This is a genomic window from Sphingobacterium sp. UBA1498 (genome assembly GCF_002325125.1).
Classification (GTDB): Bacteria; Bacteroidota; Bacteroidia; order Sphingobacteriales; family Sphingobacteriaceae; genus Sphingobacterium.
Genome location: NZ_DCRG01000005.1, coordinates 230,932 through 247,909, shown reverse-complemented (window position 1 = coordinate 247,909; position 16,978 = coordinate 230,932). Strand labels below are relative to the sequence as shown.

Here is a 16,978-nt window from a genome sequence, read left to right as displayed (position 1 = left end):
GAATTAAAATGTTGAGACATGGATCGTTATCCAGTTCAGCAGTTACCTCTATCGAATCAATTCTACTTATTTGACAAATGTAACTCAGATTAGATGCAGAAAGAATATGAAAATCATCCTTTTTTATGTGAAAATGGGAATATTTAATTTGTATGTAAAAACTAAACCCTAACCCTTTTTTATCAGGATCTCTTTTAACAAATATCGCGTTCCCTATCAGTTTACGAATTAATGCACTTGTATTGGGTTCAAAAGCGACCGTGTTATTAACATGAAATACTATGTTTTTAGAATCTCTATAAACTAATTATGGAAATCTTAGTATTGTGTCAGACATACAGTGAGGCATTAGAGAACGCTGGATGAACAGAATTTGGACGAATATGGTTTTACTACTATAAAATAGAGTTGATTTCTTCTTTAAACTTTAGTACCTTTAACTTGGCCTAGTCAGATCTCAAAATGGTTCATAATGATTGGCATGTCCGAAAAAAATGAGAAAAATGGTCTTTATAGTTTTATTTATCGTGGCGGCAGTCGGAGCCGGTGTAGCCTATTATTTATTCACCAATGGTAACGTTAAAGTAGATATGGGATTGAAATCATCCACTATCCATGAATTTAAAGTCAACGGACTGGACGGCTCAACCATAAACTTTGCGAAATATAAAGGTAAAAAGATTCTTATTGTGAACACCGCTTCCAAATGTGGATTTACTCCGCAGTACGAGGGGCTTGAACGTCTATATAATAAATTCAATGATAAGCTAGTTATTATAGGCTTTCCTTCAAATGATTTTTTAGATCAAGAACCAGGTAAGGACGCTGAAATAGCAGCATTTTGTCAACGAAATTACGGTGTAACTTTTCCGATGGCAGCAAAGATTGATGTGAAAGGGAAGCGACAGGCGCCTATCTATCAGTGGTTGACGAATAAAAGGCTGAACGGTGTAGAAAGTTCAGCAGTCTTATGGAACTTTCAGAAGTATTTAATTGATGAAAATGGCAAGCTCATAAAGCATTTTTCACCAAAAACTGACCCAGAGGATAAGGAAATTATATCTCTACTCGATTAAAAAGGGACTCTCATTCAATTTGGGAACTCAATCAAAAGATCCTGTGAATTAAAATGTATACCATATATTGTAGCTCATAACATAGCAGTTTTAATTATCTCTACGATTTTCTGCTATAATCCTAGATTTATGGAACTCTATTGCGTGGAACATGTTCTATGGCTCTAAACAGGGGTTAATATAAGATGAACTGCCTTTTTAGTGGTATTAGCTACTATTTTGTTTTTTAAAAAACAAAGCAATCATTATTCGCAAGAACAAAATTTATATTCGTGCATCCCTCTCGAGAAATAACTTAATATCTTTGTAAGAGAACACGAAGGAATAATCGACGACTAAAAGAGCAATATTTGCTAGTGGTCATAGCAAGTGTTAAAAATGGGAAAAATCATAGTAAAATTTTGGTTGGTCAATGTGCTGATAAGTATTCTGCTATTTATCTTATATCGACTCGTTATTGAAGAAAAAAATACGGTTGATACTGGATTTCTGAATACTATTATTGTTATAATGGACATTATTGTCAATCTTGTTTTTTCAGTGGTCTACCTTTTCGCCATAGTATCGTGTTCTTTACTGTTTTTTCTAAATCGTATAGAAAAAGTAAGGAATAGTAAAACATTATGCTTTTTGGTTTTCTCAGGAATACCAGCTATATGCTTCGTAATATTAATTGTTCATATATTGGTGCAAGTCTGCTACTATAATATGGCAATTGAACCTTTAAAAACGCTTCTCTTGTTCGCGTTTATTTACCTGGCCTGTACCATTTTAGAATTTGTTGTCTTTAGAAAAGTAATCGAAAAAGTGAAATGACTTACTATTTAAATAATGGTCATAAACAATCCATATGCCCATGAAATATATTGGAATAATACTGTTGCAAGCTTTAATTTTTTTATTGGGTTGCCACGCTAAGTTATATGGAGATGTTGGTAAAGGCGCAAGCTTATATTGCTTTACATGGTGATGTATATCGCTGTTCCATATCCGGAGGATAAGATAATAAAGAGGAAGGATTTCAAATCCTTTACCAATTATGACTATGGCAAAAAGGAGCATATCGTCAGACAGCATGAGATAGGATTGTTTAACAAGTATATGAAAAATGAACAATAACAAAAAGTCGATTTATAGTGCTCTTATTGCAAATCTTCTGATCGCACTCACCAAATTTCTAGCAGGATCTTTTACAAACAGTTCTTCCATGATTTCGGAAGGTATCCATTCAACAGTCGATACTGCAAATCAGATACTGATATTATATGGACTAAAACGTAGTAAAAAGGCACCGGATCAGTCGCACCCCTTTGGCTATGGAAAGGAGCTTTACTTTTGGTCTTTTGTCGTTTCTATTCTGATATTCGGTTTGGGGGGAGCGTTGTCTATTTATCAGGGTGTTCTTCATATACGGAATCCGCAAATGATGAAGGATCCTTTTTGGAATTACGTTGTTTTAATCCTATCGCTTATTTTTGAGGGGACTTCCTTTATCATTGCGATGAAAGCATTTAACAAGACCCGGAATGGCATGGGCTGGTGGAAAGCTATGATTAAAAGTAAAGACCCTTCAAGTTTTCTTGTCCTCTTTGAGGATGGGGCAGCTGTGGCGGGGCTTATTACCGTCATGATTCTGATGGCCTTAAGTCATGCACTGCAGATTCCTGAATTAGACGGATTGGCATCCATAATTGTCGGTTTACTATTGGTTTTCGTTTCCTTTATCCTTGCTAGGGAAAGCAGAAGTTTACTCATGGGCGAAGGCATTGCTTCTGAAACAAGAACTGAAATTGCCAGACTGGTGGAACAAGATGTTTGTGTGATAAAAACAAAAAACATTTTATCTACTTACCAGTCACCCGAGGACGTTGTATTGATGCTTATTATCGATTTTAAGGATCACTTGGATACTGAAGATATTAATGAGGCGATAAATCGGATTCGTACAACCATAAAAACCAAATTTAAATTTATACATTATGTAATTATACAGCCCGAATAAATAGGATTGGATGTACCCTTTATATCTTATGTAAAGTATATTGCAAACTGGTTTTACTTTGCCTAGGCATATTGGCGCAGTAGAATCACTAGAACGAGCTTTATACGCCTGATTGCTCCTAGGCACGGACTGCATAATTTTGCCTGGACCAATTAAACGATCCCTCTGTTTTTTTCGAGTTTATATTTTTGCGATTTCTCCATTAACTCATACTCTCTTTTTGCATTTATAAGAGTCGTTTCACCTGCTTGTTGAGATGACAAAAGAATCCGCCTAAATAGCTTTTACGCTTACAATCTGGAAGGTCATATTGCTTAGATCGAATAGTAACTGATCAGCTACGAATTCTAAGTGATTGGCGACAGATATTTAATCATCATTTCAGTCATTGAATGTGTCTCTATTTTTATAGTCGTATTCAATATTATGCCAAGAAAGCATATTATGGTTTAACAAATAAAGTTAAAAACAATGAAAAAATTAATGATGAGTAAGCAGGGTTTGGTCACGCTAAAATTTGCTAGATCGGCTAGGACATTTGCAATAGCAGTCGAAAGAAATTCAAAATTGAAAATATCTAGTTATCATATCGCCAAAAATATGGTTGATGTTACATAGTAAACCACGGAAGCAAATACGGTATCGTCACTTTAGACTTCGTAAATAACTTTTCTTCAACTAGGGGTTGTGCGATCTTTTTTAGTAATGCACGATTTGTTTGAAATCAAATAACATTTTATTCAATCTTTTACGACAAATAAAAGCGGTGCTTAGGCCCGTTATTTAAAATACAAATTATCATGTATAAATATTATATATTTTTTTTAGTTCTATTCCTTTCTAGGTTATCGTTTGCGCAGCGGATTCACGCCGTTTACGAATACATACCATCTGCAATGGCTACTTTTAAGGAAAATGTTTATTATGATGGAACGGTGAAGATCGCTGTTCGGGATTCGACTCCACAGCAGATTCAAGTACTTGATAAGGATGTGGACGATGAAGTAGCGCCTTCATATTCTATCACAATTGGTTCCGGCAAGAAGTTTAATAGGGTCGTAATGCATCAAAATAATGCCAACCAACAGTTGGAAACCCGTTCCATTCAAGGGGTCAATTATCTAGTGACTGACAAATTTCCGTTATTAGAATGGAACACAGCGTATGGCGATGTTGATACTTTGGGTAAATATGTATGCCACAAGGCGACAGCATCTTATCGGGGAACGACCCTGGTAGCTTATTATACAAATGCCATTCCTGTACCTGTAGGGCCATCGAAGTTTGGCGGTCTACCAGGAATAATTGTTATGCTCTATAATGAAAGCGCTAATCCAAACTACTGGTATCTAAAGGAGGTCAACTACCCTTATAGTGGACGTATCCCAATTGATGATAAGTATATACATTCCTTGAGCAAATTGAGTCTTGAAGAGTTTGTTAAGAAAGAAGACCAATTTAACGAAGAGCATATGCGTATGCTATATAGTAAAATGCCAATGATGGAGGGGGTTAGTGTAGAGAAGCAAAAAGTTAGAGGCGGTGTAGAACAAGTTTATGAATGGGAACATCAATAAGCAGATAGCGACCTTATTTAGTATTCTATTATTCGCTATAGCAACTCGTGGTCAGGTCGCTATCCATGGAAGGATTTGGGCTGCAGGAAAAGCTGTGGGAGGAGTCCGTATTGAACTACGGGGTGATGGCGATAACAAAATGTTGGCATATACGTTCAGCGACGGGCAGGGAAAATATAATTTGCAAACTGTGCGGAGTGGACCATTCTCTTTACTGTTCACTGCACTCAGCTTTAAGCCCGTCTCGCTACCTATCGTGGCATTGCGGGCAGATACGTTGATCGATGTTCAGTTATCGGCTGGAGGTGTGGAGCGATTGCAAGAAGTAATAGTCCATTCCAAACGTCCTTACCGTCTAGGGAAAGATACCATTGAGCTTGCAGTCAAATCGTTTCTGCAGGGGGACGAACGTACCGTAGAGGATTTACTTAAGAAGATTCCGGGTATTCAGGTCGGGACCGACGGCAGCATCAAAATAGGAGATAAGGAGGTGCAAAAAGTAATGGTTGAGGGGGACGATTTTTTTGAAAAAGGCTACCGTTTGCTAACGCAGAGCATGTCTGTTAGGCCCCTAAAAAAAATTCAGATTTTGCAGCGATATTCTCATAATAAACAACTTAAAGGTATTGAAAATTCGGACAAGATCGCACTAAATTTGGAATTGGAAGAGGATAGTAAGGCACAGTGGATGGCGTCTTTAGATGCTCAGATCGTTCCGATTGGACCCAAATATCATCAGGCTAGTGCCAATTTGATGAACTTCGGAAAAAAAAAAAGTATTATTTATTGGGAACTACCAATAACAATGGATTTGATGCCGTCAGCAGTATTAATCACCTGATTCAATCTGGATCGCCTCATGAACCAGGCCAGATCGGTGTGGGAATAACAACACCCACCTTGATAGACAATACTCCAAATATTCCTGGATTTGATCACAAGCGGACCAATTTCAATAATGATAAATTGCTCTCGTTAAATACCATTTTAAATCCTACAGCGCAGCTAAAGATTAAATGGCTCGGTTTTGCAAATCCTACCAAAAAAATATTTTATCGAAATACGGTGCAAGACTATCATCTACAGGATAATCAATTTACCAATACCGAAGATCACCAGTTTAAGAGAAAAATCGATAATTATTTCACAAAACTGGAGCTCCAATTTGAGCCTCACAAGGATGCAATATTGACCTATACAGGTACCCTCGGTTCCCTTGGTAAAATTGATCTCGGTACATTAGTATTCAATGGTGTCCAAAGTGAGGAAAGGACCAAAAGCAATGGTTACGTCACCAACCAAAATATAAGTTATAGTCACAAATTTTCTAATCGTGACGTACTAGTTAGCTCATTACGCTGGATTAAGCAGCAGACGCCAATAGATTATAATATTAATAAATTTTATTATGAAGACCTCTTTGGAGTTAAAGACATCTATGCGGTGCAACAGCACATTGCGAATAATTTAATGTACATAGGTGCCACCACTCATTATGTAAGCCGTAGAAGTAATGGCGATTTTTTTCAACTAGCCTTCAATATGGATTATCAACAACAGCAGCTCAACACCGAATTGAAATTGCTGTCTAATCCAACAGGTTTAGGTGATTCAGTATCCTCTCCTTCGGGATTTTCTAATGCAATGGATTTTAACGTTTTTCAGACTAACATTAATACCAAATATACTTTTAAACGAGGTCTATGGGAATTAACGCCACGTTTGGAGGTTGGTATGGTACAAAACATATTGATAGATTTTGGAAAATCAAAAAGTAAAAATAACGTAGTGCTTTCTCCTGGATTGTCGGGTAAATGGGGGCTTCATGAAAAAGGGCGATTGGAAGCAGACTTTTATTTTCAGCAACAGAATGCTACAAGCACTCAACTAGTTCCCAATTACTATACAACAGGTGTACGTAATTTTATCCGGGGAATGGATAATCTTGCTGCTCTAAGTAGTTCAGGTGCATCGCTAACATATACTTATGGTAGTCTGACAGATCGTTTTTTTGCCAATTTCTCTGCCGGACATCAAATTTTGTTTGATTATGTGGGTATATCAAGCAGACTAGATCCGAATTTCAGCCTTGTTCAACAGGTGTTACTTAAGGATAAAAAAAGCAGCTATTTTAAGGGCGACTTTAATTATTATCTGAGAGCTGTACATGGAAATTTTCGGTTAGATCTGGGAATGAATGCTACAGATTATGCAAACCTTGTAGAAGGAGTGGGCAGCCGTCGAATCCGTGCAGCAAGTTATGATTATGGACTATCGTTTAGAAGCGCGTGGAATTCTAAATTGAATATCTATATGGGGTATACCCTTCAGCACGTTAACTATCGAACAGAAGGTAAACTTATACTAAATAATAGCCGGGGGTTCCTGAATGTATTTTTCAGCATGTCGAAAAATATTCAGTGCAATTTAAAAAATGAATCTTATCGCTTCGGAAGTTTAATGGGGAAGAGATCCAAGATCTATTGTTTTTCGGATTTCACTTTATCGTATGAGATGAAAAAGCACAGAACGAGATTTAACATTATAGCAAAAAACATTTTTAATACGAAGTTTTTTAGAAATGTTGAGCTGACTGATATGTACAATTCTAGCACTGAATACAGACTATTGCCAGGATACATCAGTTTTGGCTTAGACCTTAGCTTTTAAAATTTACATTTGGTATTTTAGAGGAATTGAGAAATGCGCCATTTGATTTTTACAATCAACAGATTATCAAAATCAAATGGCATATTTTTTTATAATTAAGAGCTGCATGAAAGCGTAGAACATCCTGCGATATTGTCGTAGATGGGCGGACGCTTGACAGAAAACTCTGGAAATATTTCTTGATATGGTTTTTCTAAAGCTTGTGTTAGTTTTAATAACATTGCTGTGTTTCCATTACTGATTTCTTCAATACATTGGTAAAGTAAATAGTTTCTTAGTATGAACTTCGGATTTGTTGTTCTCATTAATTCTAGTGACTCTGCTTTTGAAATTGAATTTAAACGCAAACGGTATTGGTACTGGTCAATGAAATCTTTTAGTTTTTTGAGCTTTTCTTCATTCAGAGCAGTGTATGTAATGGGACTGAAATGATCTTTAACATCAGTATCTGCTTTTATTTGTTCCAATTGATTAAAGAATAAGGTGTGATCCATTTCAAGGTCTTGCATCAAGCTTTGCCAGTTTGAGAAAAATAATTCGTCTTCTTTTATGAACTCATTAAATCCAAATTTTTTGCAAAGCATTTTGTTATTGGCCTCTGAAAAATATACACCAAAATTGCTCAATGAATTTTCAAGAAATTTTTCATCATTGATGACCGGGTGGAGCGCATTTGCTAATTTCCATAGATTCCACTGTCCGATCTGTGCTTGTCTACCGAATGCATATCGTCTTCCCGGCAGATCTGTGGTGTTTGGTGTAAAATTTAAATTATATTCTTCCATCATTGCATAAGGACCATAATCGATGGTCAATCCCAAAATTGACATGTTATCTGTATTCATTACGCCATGTACAAAACCAACTCTCAACCATTCTACTATTAGATCTGCTGTTGCTCGACAGACAGTTTCAAAAAAATCTTTATATTTACATGGGTTAGAGGGGACTATGGTGGGGAAGTAATTATCAATAGTAAAATCAAGCAGATCTTGTAATAATTTGTGTTCTCCTTGAGCAAATAGAAATTCAAAATGGCCAAACCGAAGGAACGTGTCTGCAGTTCTTGCCACTACCGCACCTTTTTCGTATTGTGGATTGCCGTTATACATAATATCCCGTATTACATCTTCACCAGTGAGGGAAAGGCTCAATGCCCTCGTAGTGGGAATGCCCAAGTGATGCATAGCTTCACTCATGAGGTACTCGCGTACAGAGGATCTTAATACTGCCCTTCCGTCTGCACGTCTTGAGTAGGGCGTCTCACCAGCACCTTTCCATTGTATTTCCGTTTTTTTACCCTCACAATTAATGATTTCTCCAGCGAAAATTGCCCGTCCGTCACCGAGCTGACCCGCCCAATTACCAAATTGGTGCCCTGCGTAAGCTGTCGCATACGTCTGAATATTTTTGGGTAGTTGGGAGCCTACAAGAAAGTTAACATCGTTTTCTTCAAATTTTCCAAGGCCTATTTCCGTCGAAAGAGCCTCATTAAAAGCAATTCGTTCGGGTTGTTCAAATCCTGCTGTTTCAGTTGTTGCAAATAATACTTTTGGCGTAGCTCTCGGTAACGGGCTATTGGAAAAATCTCCAGGAAATATTTTAAGGAAAGGTTGTGTGATCTGTTCAATATTCATACATCAAAGATATTAATTATTAAAGAAAAGCCCTTTATATTAAAATGGCTCTACATTTTAAATAGTAATAGAAAGTGAATTAGTAGTTAATGCTATTGACAGTTCTAGCATTTACTACTGCTTTGTTTTTTGATAACATAAAAGCAGAGACAATTACGAAACTATTCTTTCGGTTTGAATGTTATCTTTCCATAAGAAACCATAGGAAAATTTAGCGAATTATGAGTCTACAAGTTGATAGTGTCGTCAAAGAGATAGAAAATTATGAAGGTAATTTTCATAAAGACGTGATAGAAGGTTTAAATACTTATCCCAAGAAATTATATTCAAAATATTTTTATGATCCTATCGGCGACCGGCTTTTTCAGGACATTATGCAAATGCCGGAATATTACCTAACAGACTGTGAACTCGAGATTTTTAGCAAAAGAACATTGGAGATGGCTGAGCTCATCTCCGCTGACTATTCTGCTTTCGACCTCATTGAACTGGGAGCTGGTGATGCGCTTAAATCGAGTCATTTATTAAGACATCTTAGCAAAAGTGATATCGATTATTCCTACATGCCAATAGATATATCAGGCAATATCCTTACGGTATTGTGTGAAAAATTATCCGAAGAAATTCCAAACTTAGATACTGTTCCTTTGAAAGGCGAATATTTTGAGATGCTGAATGAGGCAATGAAAATATCCGAACGTCGAAAAGTAGTTTTATTTTTAGGGGGAAATATTGGCAACATGGATATGGAAGAAGCACAACTGTTTTGTGCTGAAATTCGTCGTAGATTGAGTCCCGGAGATTTATTTATTATAGGTTTTGACTTAAAAAAAAATCCTCACACCATCCTCTCTGCATACAATGATAAATCTGGAATCACTTCGGCATTCAATATTAATTTACTTAACCGAATAAACAGGGAGCTGGGCGCAAACTTCGATACACAATATTTTCAGCATTACCAAACTTATGATCCTATCTCTGGAGCTTGTAGAAGCTTTTTGGTCAGTCTAGCAAACCAATATGTACACATTAAAGGAGATTCGATTTTTTTTAAGGAAAATGAATTGATTGACATGGAGATTTCACAGAAATATTCGCTTGAGGAAATTCAACGTCTTTCTTCTTTGGCCGGATTTGAACTGTTGGTAAATTTAAATGATAACAAAGGTTGGTTTGTGGATTCCATTTGGAGGGTAGCGTAATTATAATCGTTTATGAAAAATATAAATTTAGCAGTTAGCGTATTGCCAGAAAAAGAAGTGTTATATGCAAAATATCTTACTGTAAGAGGCTATTCTGAGGAACTTTGCCGGCCTTTGGAAATTGAGGACTATGTCGTTCAGCCAATGGCTGATGTTAGTCCTCCAAAATGGCATCTTGGGCATACTACATGGTTTTTTGAAACCTTTATATTGATTCCCCACTTACCGAATTATCAAGTCTTTGATGACGAATACAACTTCGTTTTCAACAGCTATTACGAAACAATAGGTTCCCGTGTGATTCGAACGGACCGAGGTAATCTCAGTAGGCCATCAGTAGGAGACATCTATAATTACCGCCGATACGTTGACAAGCATATGATCGAATTTTTGGATGGGGGATTTTTGACACAAAATCTTGTTGGTATCTTTGTCTTGGGTTTGAATCACGAACAGCAACACCAAGAATTGCTGCTCACGGATATAAAATATATATTAGGGCATAATCCTCTTTTTCCTCCCTATAGCAAAGAAATTACGTCACCCGAATGCAAGAATTACGACAGAGAGTATGTTAGATTTGAGGCTGGAATTTATGAAATTGGATTCGAGGGACAAGGTTTCTGTTTTGATAACGAACTGGGACGGCATAAAGTCTACCTAGATGATTTCGAAATTGAGAATACCTTGGTCACAAATCAGCAGTTTCTTGATTTCATACAAGCTGGGGGATATTTAGACTTTCAATTTTGGCATGCAGAAGGATGGGATTGGGTTAAAAAGCATCAAGCAAAAGCGCCTTTGTATTGGCATATGATTGATGGGAAGTGGATGAATTATACCCTGAAGGGATTGACGGATATCGACTTAGAGGCCGCGGTTTGCCATATTAATTTCTATGAAGCTGCTGCGTATGCGTCTTGGAGAGGTATGCGACTTCCGACAGAGGCGGAATGGGAAGTCGCAGCCGACCACATTAGTTGGGGAGAACGTTGGGAATGGACAAGTTCGGCTTATCTTCCTTATCCAAAATTTAAAAAAGAGGCGGGTGCAGTAGGTGAATATAATGGCAAATTTATGATTAATCAAATGGTGTTAAGGGGCGCTTCAATAGCTACACCAAAAGGCCATAGCCGCAAGACTTACAGAAATTTTTTTCAAACCGCACATCAGTGGCAGTTCACAGGAATTAGATTAGCCAGATAATATGGTCGAGATCGACTCAGTTTCTAAATCATTTAACGGTAAGGCGGCCGTTGATCACATATCAATAGAAGTGAGAGATGGTGAATTTCTTGTTATTTTGGGTACCAGTGGTTGTGGTAAAACCACTACTTTAAAAATGATTAATAGGCTGATTGAACCTGATAAGGGTAAGATTTTTATCCGAGGTAAAGATATATCCAAAAGGAGGCCGGAAGATTTGCGTAGAGAAATTGGTTTCGTAATGCAGCATGCTGGCCTTTTCCCCCATTATACCATAGCCAAAAACATTGCTGTGGTTCCAGAACTGCTGAACTGGAAAAAAAATAAAATTAAGGATCGTACAGTTGAGCTTCTAAGCAAATTAAATTTAGGAGAAGATCTGTTAAAGCTCTACCCACATGAATTGAGCGGAGGCCAACAACAGCGCGTAGGTATAGCAAGGGCGTTAATAGCCAATTCCCCTATATTGTTGATGGATGAACCCTTCTCGGCACTGGATAACATGACTAGAAGTGGCATCCATGCCGAATTCAAATTGTTGGAAGAGATCCGAAGCAAAACTATTGTCTTGGTTACACATGATGTGCCTGAAGCTTTTGAACTTGGACATCGTATCTGTTTGATGGATGAGGGAAAGATTGTACAGATTGGAACACCTAAAGAGCTACTATATAGTCCAGCAAATGAATTTGTGTTTGATTTTTTTTTAGAAAATCGCTTACTGTTGGAGTATAAAGTAACGATGCTACATGAATTAAAAGGAATTATAGCGTTGGATCATTTCATCGATAACTATGGTTTTTCTGAAAACACAGACCTATGGCGTGTTTTACAGGTGTTAAGTGCACGTGTGGATGCCATACTAGACTATGAATGTATGATAGTTGCATTCAACACGTATAGAAAACAGCAGGTGGTATGACGGATCAAACTCTTTGGCAATTCGCACTTGAGCAGCAGGAGAAGTTAGTGATACAGATCTGGCAGCATTTAGAACTTACATTTTTAGCTCTGACATTTGCCATTCTTATTGGAGTACCTTTGGGAATATTGATTTCGAGGAAAAAGAAATTTGCTGCTATTGTTTTAGCTTTTGCAGGGATTTTACAAACTCTTCCTAGTATTGCATTGCTGGGGTTTCTTATTCCAATCCTAGGTATTGGTCCTATTCCAGCTATTGTTGCACTTATTATATATGCACTTTTACCCATTATTAGAAATACTTATACTGGAATCACTAGCGTAGACCATATTATCTTGGAATCAGCCAAAGCTATAGGTATGACCGATTGGCAAATACTATTCAAAGTTCAACTTCCCCTGGGTATACCGGTGATTGTCGCCGGAGTTCGGACAGCCGCAGTGATCAATGTAGGCGTCGCAACCTTAGCATCATTCGTTGGGGCCGGCGGATTGGGTGAATTTATCTTTGGTGGTATATCACTCAATAACTCCAATATGATCTTAGCGGGAGCTATTCCCGCTGCATTACTTGCGATACTTTTAGATAAAGGTATCGGATTGCTACAAAATTCAATCGCTAATTTCAGATTTTTTCTAATCTTTATTTTGCCCAGCTTTCTTCTTATTCTTGCTATCCTCTATATAAGAACAAACAGTGTTAATCGGCAGATAAAAGCTGGTTTTACACCCGAATTTATGGGGCGCCAGGATGGTTACTTAGGCCTCCGTAGTGTTTATGGTCTAAAAATAAAACCGCTTATCATTAGCGATGCGATTATGTACAAAGCCGCTTTTGAAAAGGATATCGATCTTATTAGTGGATATTCCACTGACGGTCGCGTCAAAGCTTATGATCTGCTTGCATTGAAAGATGACAGGAATATTTTTCCGCCCTACTTTGCCGCACCGATTGTCAAGGTAGCGACGCTCAAGAAATTTCCACAATTGGAAGAGACAATAAATCTATTGGCAGAGAAGTTCACTGATTCGGTGATGATTAGCCTTAATTATAGGGCTGATTTCCTAAAACAGACGCCTGAAAATATTGCCAAGGACTTTTTAGTGCAAAACAAACTCTATAGACCATCACGCCGAGGTCAGGCTGGTACCATCAGGATAGGTTCTAAAATTTTTGGGGAACAATACATTTTGTCGGCCATTTATAAAATTCTCCTTGAAGGGTATACTGATTATAAAGTGGAGACAAAGACAGGACTTGGCGGAACCAAAATTTGCTTTGATGCTTTGATACACGATGCCGTAGACTTTTATGTGGAGTATACGGGGACAGGGCTTTTGGTATTACTGCAACCGGAGCAACAAATTATATCCAATGTGTCCAAAGATCCTGCTGGCACCTATAACTATGTAAAGGGTGAATTTGAGAAGAGATTTGGCATTACTTGGCTAAAACCTCTTGGTTTTAATAATGCATACGCTCTAATGATGCGGCGTTCTCAAGCTGAACAAAATCATATCCAAAGTATTAGCGACTTAAAAAAATACGAATAACCGAAAAAGTAATTCCAACATTTACTTCAAAATGTAAATAATTGAAACTATCAATGCTCTGACATTGTTTCAAGAACATCGCAATATAGCTTATTGTGGTATAAATTAAACTACATAGCTATGAAAATTTTATTATGGAGAGGATTGATCAACAAATCCTGGGAGCATTGCACCGTTGACAACAAACACGTTACCTATAAAAAGACTCGCGCTTAATGTCAGGCCACTTTGAGTTAGTGGCTTAACATCGTTATAATTTGATGATAATGGAGTCGAATTGCTTTCAATTGATAGGATGTGATGAATTTAAATTATATTTCTACGTGTTCGAACTATTTGCTTGTTAAGCTTGTTGATAAGTTAAATGAAAAATATTATTATGTTATCTAATTATAAAAACATCATCCAGATCTCTTTATGGGGCATATTTTTGATAAGCTTTGTTTTTACAGGTTGCCGGGACCGCAATACTAAAAATCAGCCGGCAGGGAAAGAAGTCTCTAAAATGAAGGAGCAGGCTGAGAATACAGATTTTACACTTGCGTTCCTTAATGCCCTCTTCTATGAGGAGGATTTTGAGTCCTCTTTAAAATCCCAATTGCAACTCAGTCAAAGGCAGATTGCTGATTTAAAGGTAGCAGCGAGTACAGCTGTGGAAAAACTTAGCGAGGAGGATGAACCTTCCAGTAAATCATTTAAAGAGTCTATAAACCAGGCCACGACTCAAATTGTCAAAATACTCGGTAATCAAAAGGCTGCTCAATTCTTTCATTTTATAACTGCACGTTATAATGATGGAGAAAATACGCTACCAATTGAGCCAAATCATATTCCTGAAGACACGCGTATTATTGTAAATGGACCAGCTTTTCGAATGGATGTATTTCAGCAGGGCAAGCTAGTTAAGACCTACAGTATTGCTATTGGATATCCCGAGTTCCCGTTGCCTACTGGTGTACGTAAAGCGACCAACATCATATTTAATCCTACATGGACACCTCCGGATGAGCCTTGGGTGAAAGGTAAGGTTAGTCCGGGCGAGAAAGTCCCTGCTGGAAGTAAACTAAACCCTCTTGGGCCCATTAAAATTCCCATTGGTATGCCGTCTTTGATTCATGGCGGAAAAGATGTATCCAAATTGGGAGCGTTTGCTTCTCATGGTTGTGTTGGTCTTACGGACGGTCAGGTGCAGGATTTTACAAAATTTTTGTCCTTAGTAGCAGGAAATCCGATTTCGGCAGAGGCAATCGCTAATTACGAAAAAAAGGATACAAAAACTGAAACTGTAAAATTAAAGCAACCTGTATTAGTAGAACTTCGATATGAAACCATTGTTGCTCAGGATGGAGGTTTGCATATCTTTCGGGATGTTTATGAGCGAGGTACAAATACCATTGAAAATGCGACCCGTGTTCTTGATAAATATAATATCAAGCTAGAGAAGCTCAGTGAGCAAGAGCGCACTAGCTTAATGAAAGGTTTGGAAGATATGAATCAGGATGCGCGTGGTAATAAAATTGCCGGCGTTGACAATCCGGAATCATCCTCAACAGGCGATAGTGCAAAAGAACGAGCCGCTGATAAAGAAAGCCGAAAAGACAAAGGCCAAGTAACGAAAAAGGTAGTTGGCCAGAAAGAAATCGTTGTTAGAATTGCAGCATTGAAAGGTAAAGGATATCCACTTCCTGTAGACATTAATTCAGGGAAATAAATAAGTTCTAATTGCTTATTAGCACCCCCATGAAACTTTATGCTACAAGTATCATGGGGGTGTTTACATACCTTTTTATTTAATTTTGACGAGTTCCACACGTCTGTTTTTAGACCTGTTGTCTTCTGAGTCGTTAGCGACCAAAGGACGGTCTGCACCGTAGCCCTTAGCTGATAATCGGGATTTATCAATTTTCTGAGCAATGAGTGCATCCATCACAGCTTTTGCACGATCACTAGAAAGCTTTTTGTTGTGAGCGCTATCGCCAATATTGTCCGTGTGCCCTTCGATTGCGATTTTTAATGAGGGATCATTTTTTAGCGCTTCGGCAATCTGAATGACCAAATCGATTCCTGACGTGGTAATACTTGATTTATCCGTATCGAATGTGATATAAACGATCGATTTACCTGTTTCAGAGAGATCTTTTGTGATTTCATCTGCTGTAATTTTTTTTATCGTTTGTTTGAAATCATTCTCTTGAAGAATATTAAGTTTGGCTCCAGCATTGTTGCACGTATATTGAATAAATATATTACCTTGATTTTTGGTTCTAATAACATAAACTCTGATTTGTTCATCAACATATCCGATGTCACCTTCATCACCTTTGTGTGGATCCTGCTTATTGTATCGATCATACTCTTCCCTTGTAATGGTGCCATCAAAAACTTTTACAGCGCCGATAGACGCTAAATAATCCTCCATGCTTTTTTCAAAATAGCGTTGTGAAAATTGAGTACCTTGCTCATTTGTTATATTTGCTTTATAGAGTCTACCTTCGAATGGTTTCATAACTCCGTTGATGGCAAAATAGCAAACATCAAAGTCTTTTTTAATGGGCTGGTTCATCTCTTTGTAACCTTTTGGCGGAGTAAAAAATGGGAACACGCCGATATCACTCTCTGAGTACGGGATACTTGCAAGATCAAAGCTTGTTGTTGTGTCAATTTTTGTAGGCGCTTCTTCAATCGTTCTTTCCTGTGGAGTTGGCGGCGGGGTATTATCTTTTACCTGTTGGGTGCATGAGGCAACTGCCCATGCAGATGTCAATAAAAGTATTGTGCTTTTCATATTTTCTTTATTTTAGCTGTGGCAAATTTTATGCCTAAAACGTTGACATATTTGTCAATTGGATTGAAATGCGGAGCAATTCTTTTTCTTTTACGCAGCTCCTATTGAAGTCTTTAGGAAGCTGCAGGAGTAAAGTTGTTGAAGCATTTTAGTATAAATTCCTATTATTATGGAATCCGTTTAAGCTCGTTTCTTGTTCATGGTTTTCACTCTCTCTTTTCTCAAACAGTAAAAATAAATAGCAATAAAAATCATCACGTAGAGGTTTGACTGTTGCTAAAGTAAATGGAGACAAGGTAATTTATATTAAAAGATTTGGCTATCGTGATTTCGCCAATAAATTGG

General features: G+C 37.5%; 12 protein-coding genes. 10 read left to right on the top strand and 2 right to left on the bottom strand.

All coding sequences use genetic code 11. The annotated features are described in order from the left end of the window. The first annotated feature begins 503 nt into the window (after positions 1 to 503). The 5 genes from B3139_RS05935 to B3139_RS05915 all read left to right on the top strand — a co-directional run bounded on the left by B3139_RS05935 (position 504) and on the right by B3139_RS05915 (position 7,325). Entirely contained in the window at positions 504 to 1,076 is a 573-nt protein-coding gene (locus B3139_RS05935; protein ID WP_293880771.1) for a glutathione peroxidase, read from the top strand. Between the two features lie 1,108 nt (positions 1,077 to 2,184). After that, a complete protein-coding gene (locus B3139_RS05930) occupies positions 2,185 to 3,078 on the top strand; it encodes a cation diffusion facilitator family transporter (RefSeq protein WP_293880769.1) in 894 nt (297 codons plus the stop codon). An 800-nt stretch (positions 3,079 to 3,878) separates the two neighbouring features. Next, positions 3,879 to 4,655, top strand: coding sequence for a GLPGLI family protein (locus B3139_RS05925; RefSeq protein WP_293880767.1), 777 nt, complete (start codon positions 3,879 to 3,881; stop codon positions 4,653 to 4,655). Beyond that, positions 4,636 to 5,496, top strand: a complete 861-nt coding sequence (locus B3139_RS05920) for a carboxypeptidase-like regulatory domain-containing protein (RefSeq protein WP_293880765.1) — start codon at positions 4,636 to 4,638, stop codon at positions 5,494 to 5,496. The genes B3139_RS05925 and B3139_RS05920 overlap by 20 nt, the downstream gene beginning before the upstream one ends. Then, positions 5,442 to 7,325, top strand: a complete 1,884-nt coding sequence (locus tag B3139_RS05915; RefSeq protein ID WP_293880763.1) for a hypothetical protein — start codon at positions 5,442 to 5,444, stop codon at positions 7,323 to 7,325. The genes B3139_RS05920 and B3139_RS05915 overlap by 55 nt, the downstream gene beginning before the upstream one ends. 95 nt (positions 7,326 to 7,420) lie before the next feature. Here the strand turns inward: B3139_RS05915 and B3139_RS05910 are convergent, their stop codons facing one another. After that, positions 7,421 to 8,962: a protein adenylyltransferase SelO gene (locus B3139_RS05910; RefSeq protein WP_293880761.1), complete on the bottom strand. Its 1,542-nt coding sequence runs from the start codon at positions 8,960 to 8,962 to the stop codon at positions 7,421 to 7,423. Between the two features lie 221 nt (positions 8,963 to 9,183). On the opposite strand from B3139_RS05910, the gene B3139_RS05905 reads away from it, so the two are divergent. From B3139_RS05905 to B3139_RS05885, 5 genes are all read left to right on the top strand, one after another. Beyond that, positions 9,184 to 10,167: an L-histidine N(alpha)-methyltransferase gene (locus tag B3139_RS05905; protein ID WP_293880759.1), complete on the top strand. Its 984-nt coding sequence runs from the start codon at positions 9,184 to 9,186 to the stop codon at positions 10,165 to 10,167. Positions 10,168 to 10,179: 12 nt separating this feature from the next. Continuing rightward, positions 10,180 to 11,373 carry an ergothioneine biosynthesis protein EgtB gene (gene egtB, locus B3139_RS05900; protein ID WP_293880757.1) on the top strand — a complete coding sequence of 398 codons (1,194 nt, stop codon included), beginning with the start codon at positions 10,180 to 10,182 and terminating at the stop codon, positions 11,371 to 11,373. A 1-nt stretch (position 11,374) separates the two neighbouring features. Beyond that, complete coding sequence (locus B3139_RS05895) at positions 11,375 to 12,295, top strand: ABC transporter ATP-binding protein (RefSeq protein WP_293880755.1); 921 nt, start codon at positions 11,375 to 11,377, stop codon at positions 12,293 to 12,295. Beyond that, a complete protein-coding gene (locus tag B3139_RS05890; protein ID WP_293880753.1) occupies positions 12,292 to 13,848 on the top strand; it encodes an ABC transporter permease/substrate-binding protein in 1,557 nt (518 codons plus the stop codon). Before B3139_RS05895 ends, B3139_RS05890 begins: the two co-directional genes overlap by 4 nt. A gap of 379 nt (positions 13,849 to 14,227) precedes the next feature. After that, positions 14,228 to 15,559: a L,D-transpeptidase gene (locus B3139_RS05885; RefSeq protein ID WP_293880751.1), complete on the top strand. Its 1,332-nt coding sequence runs from the start codon at positions 14,228 to 14,230 to the stop codon at positions 15,557 to 15,559. A gap of 75 nt (positions 15,560 to 15,634) precedes the next feature. On the opposite strand, the gene B3139_RS05880 is transcribed toward B3139_RS05885, so the two are convergent. Further along, positions 15,635 to 16,633, bottom strand: a complete 999-nt coding sequence (locus B3139_RS05880; protein WP_293880749.1) for an OmpA family protein — start codon at positions 16,631 to 16,633, stop codon at positions 15,635 to 15,637. Positions 16,634 to 16,978: the final 345 nt, after the last annotated feature.

Excerpts from the sequence above, each read along its gene's own strand:
- B3139_RS05935 (WP_293880771.1), top strand. The coding sequence starts at position 504 with ATGGTCTTTATAGTTTTATTTATCGTGGCGGCAGTCGGAGCCGGTGTA.
- B3139_RS05930 (WP_293880769.1), top strand. The coding sequence starts at position 2,185 with ATGAACAATAACAAAAAGTCGATTTATAGTGCTCTTATTGCAAATCTT.
- B3139_RS05925 (WP_293880767.1), top strand. The coding sequence starts at position 3,879 with ATGTATAAATATTATATATTTTTTTTAGTTCTATTCCTTTCTAGGTTA.
- B3139_RS05920 (WP_293880765.1), top strand. The coding sequence starts at position 4,636 with ATGAATGGGAACATCAATAAGCAGATAGCGACCTTATTTAGTATTCTA.
- B3139_RS05910 (WP_293880761.1), bottom strand. The coding sequence starts at position 8,962 with ATGAATATTGAACAGATCACACAACCTTTCCTTAAAATATTTCCTGGA.
- B3139_RS05905 (WP_293880759.1), top strand. The coding sequence starts at position 9,184 with ATGAGTCTACAAGTTGATAGTGTCGTCAAAGAGATAGAAAATTATGAA.
- egtB (WP_293880757.1), top strand. The coding sequence starts at position 10,180 with ATGAAAAATATAAATTTAGCAGTTAGCGTATTGCCAGAAAAAGAAGTG.
- B3139_RS05895 (WP_293880755.1), top strand. The coding sequence starts at position 11,375 with ATGGTCGAGATCGACTCAGTTTCTAAATCATTTAACGGTAAGGCGGCC.
- B3139_RS05890 (WP_293880753.1), top strand. The coding sequence starts at position 12,292 with ATGACGGATCAAACTCTTTGGCAATTCGCACTTGAGCAGCAGGAGAAG.
- B3139_RS05885 (WP_293880751.1), top strand. The coding sequence starts at position 14,228 with ATGTTATCTAATTATAAAAACATCATCCAGATCTCTTTATGGGGCATA.
- B3139_RS05880 (WP_293880749.1), bottom strand. The coding sequence starts at position 16,633 with ATGAAAAGCACAATACTTTTATTGACATCTGCATGGGCAGTTGCCTCA.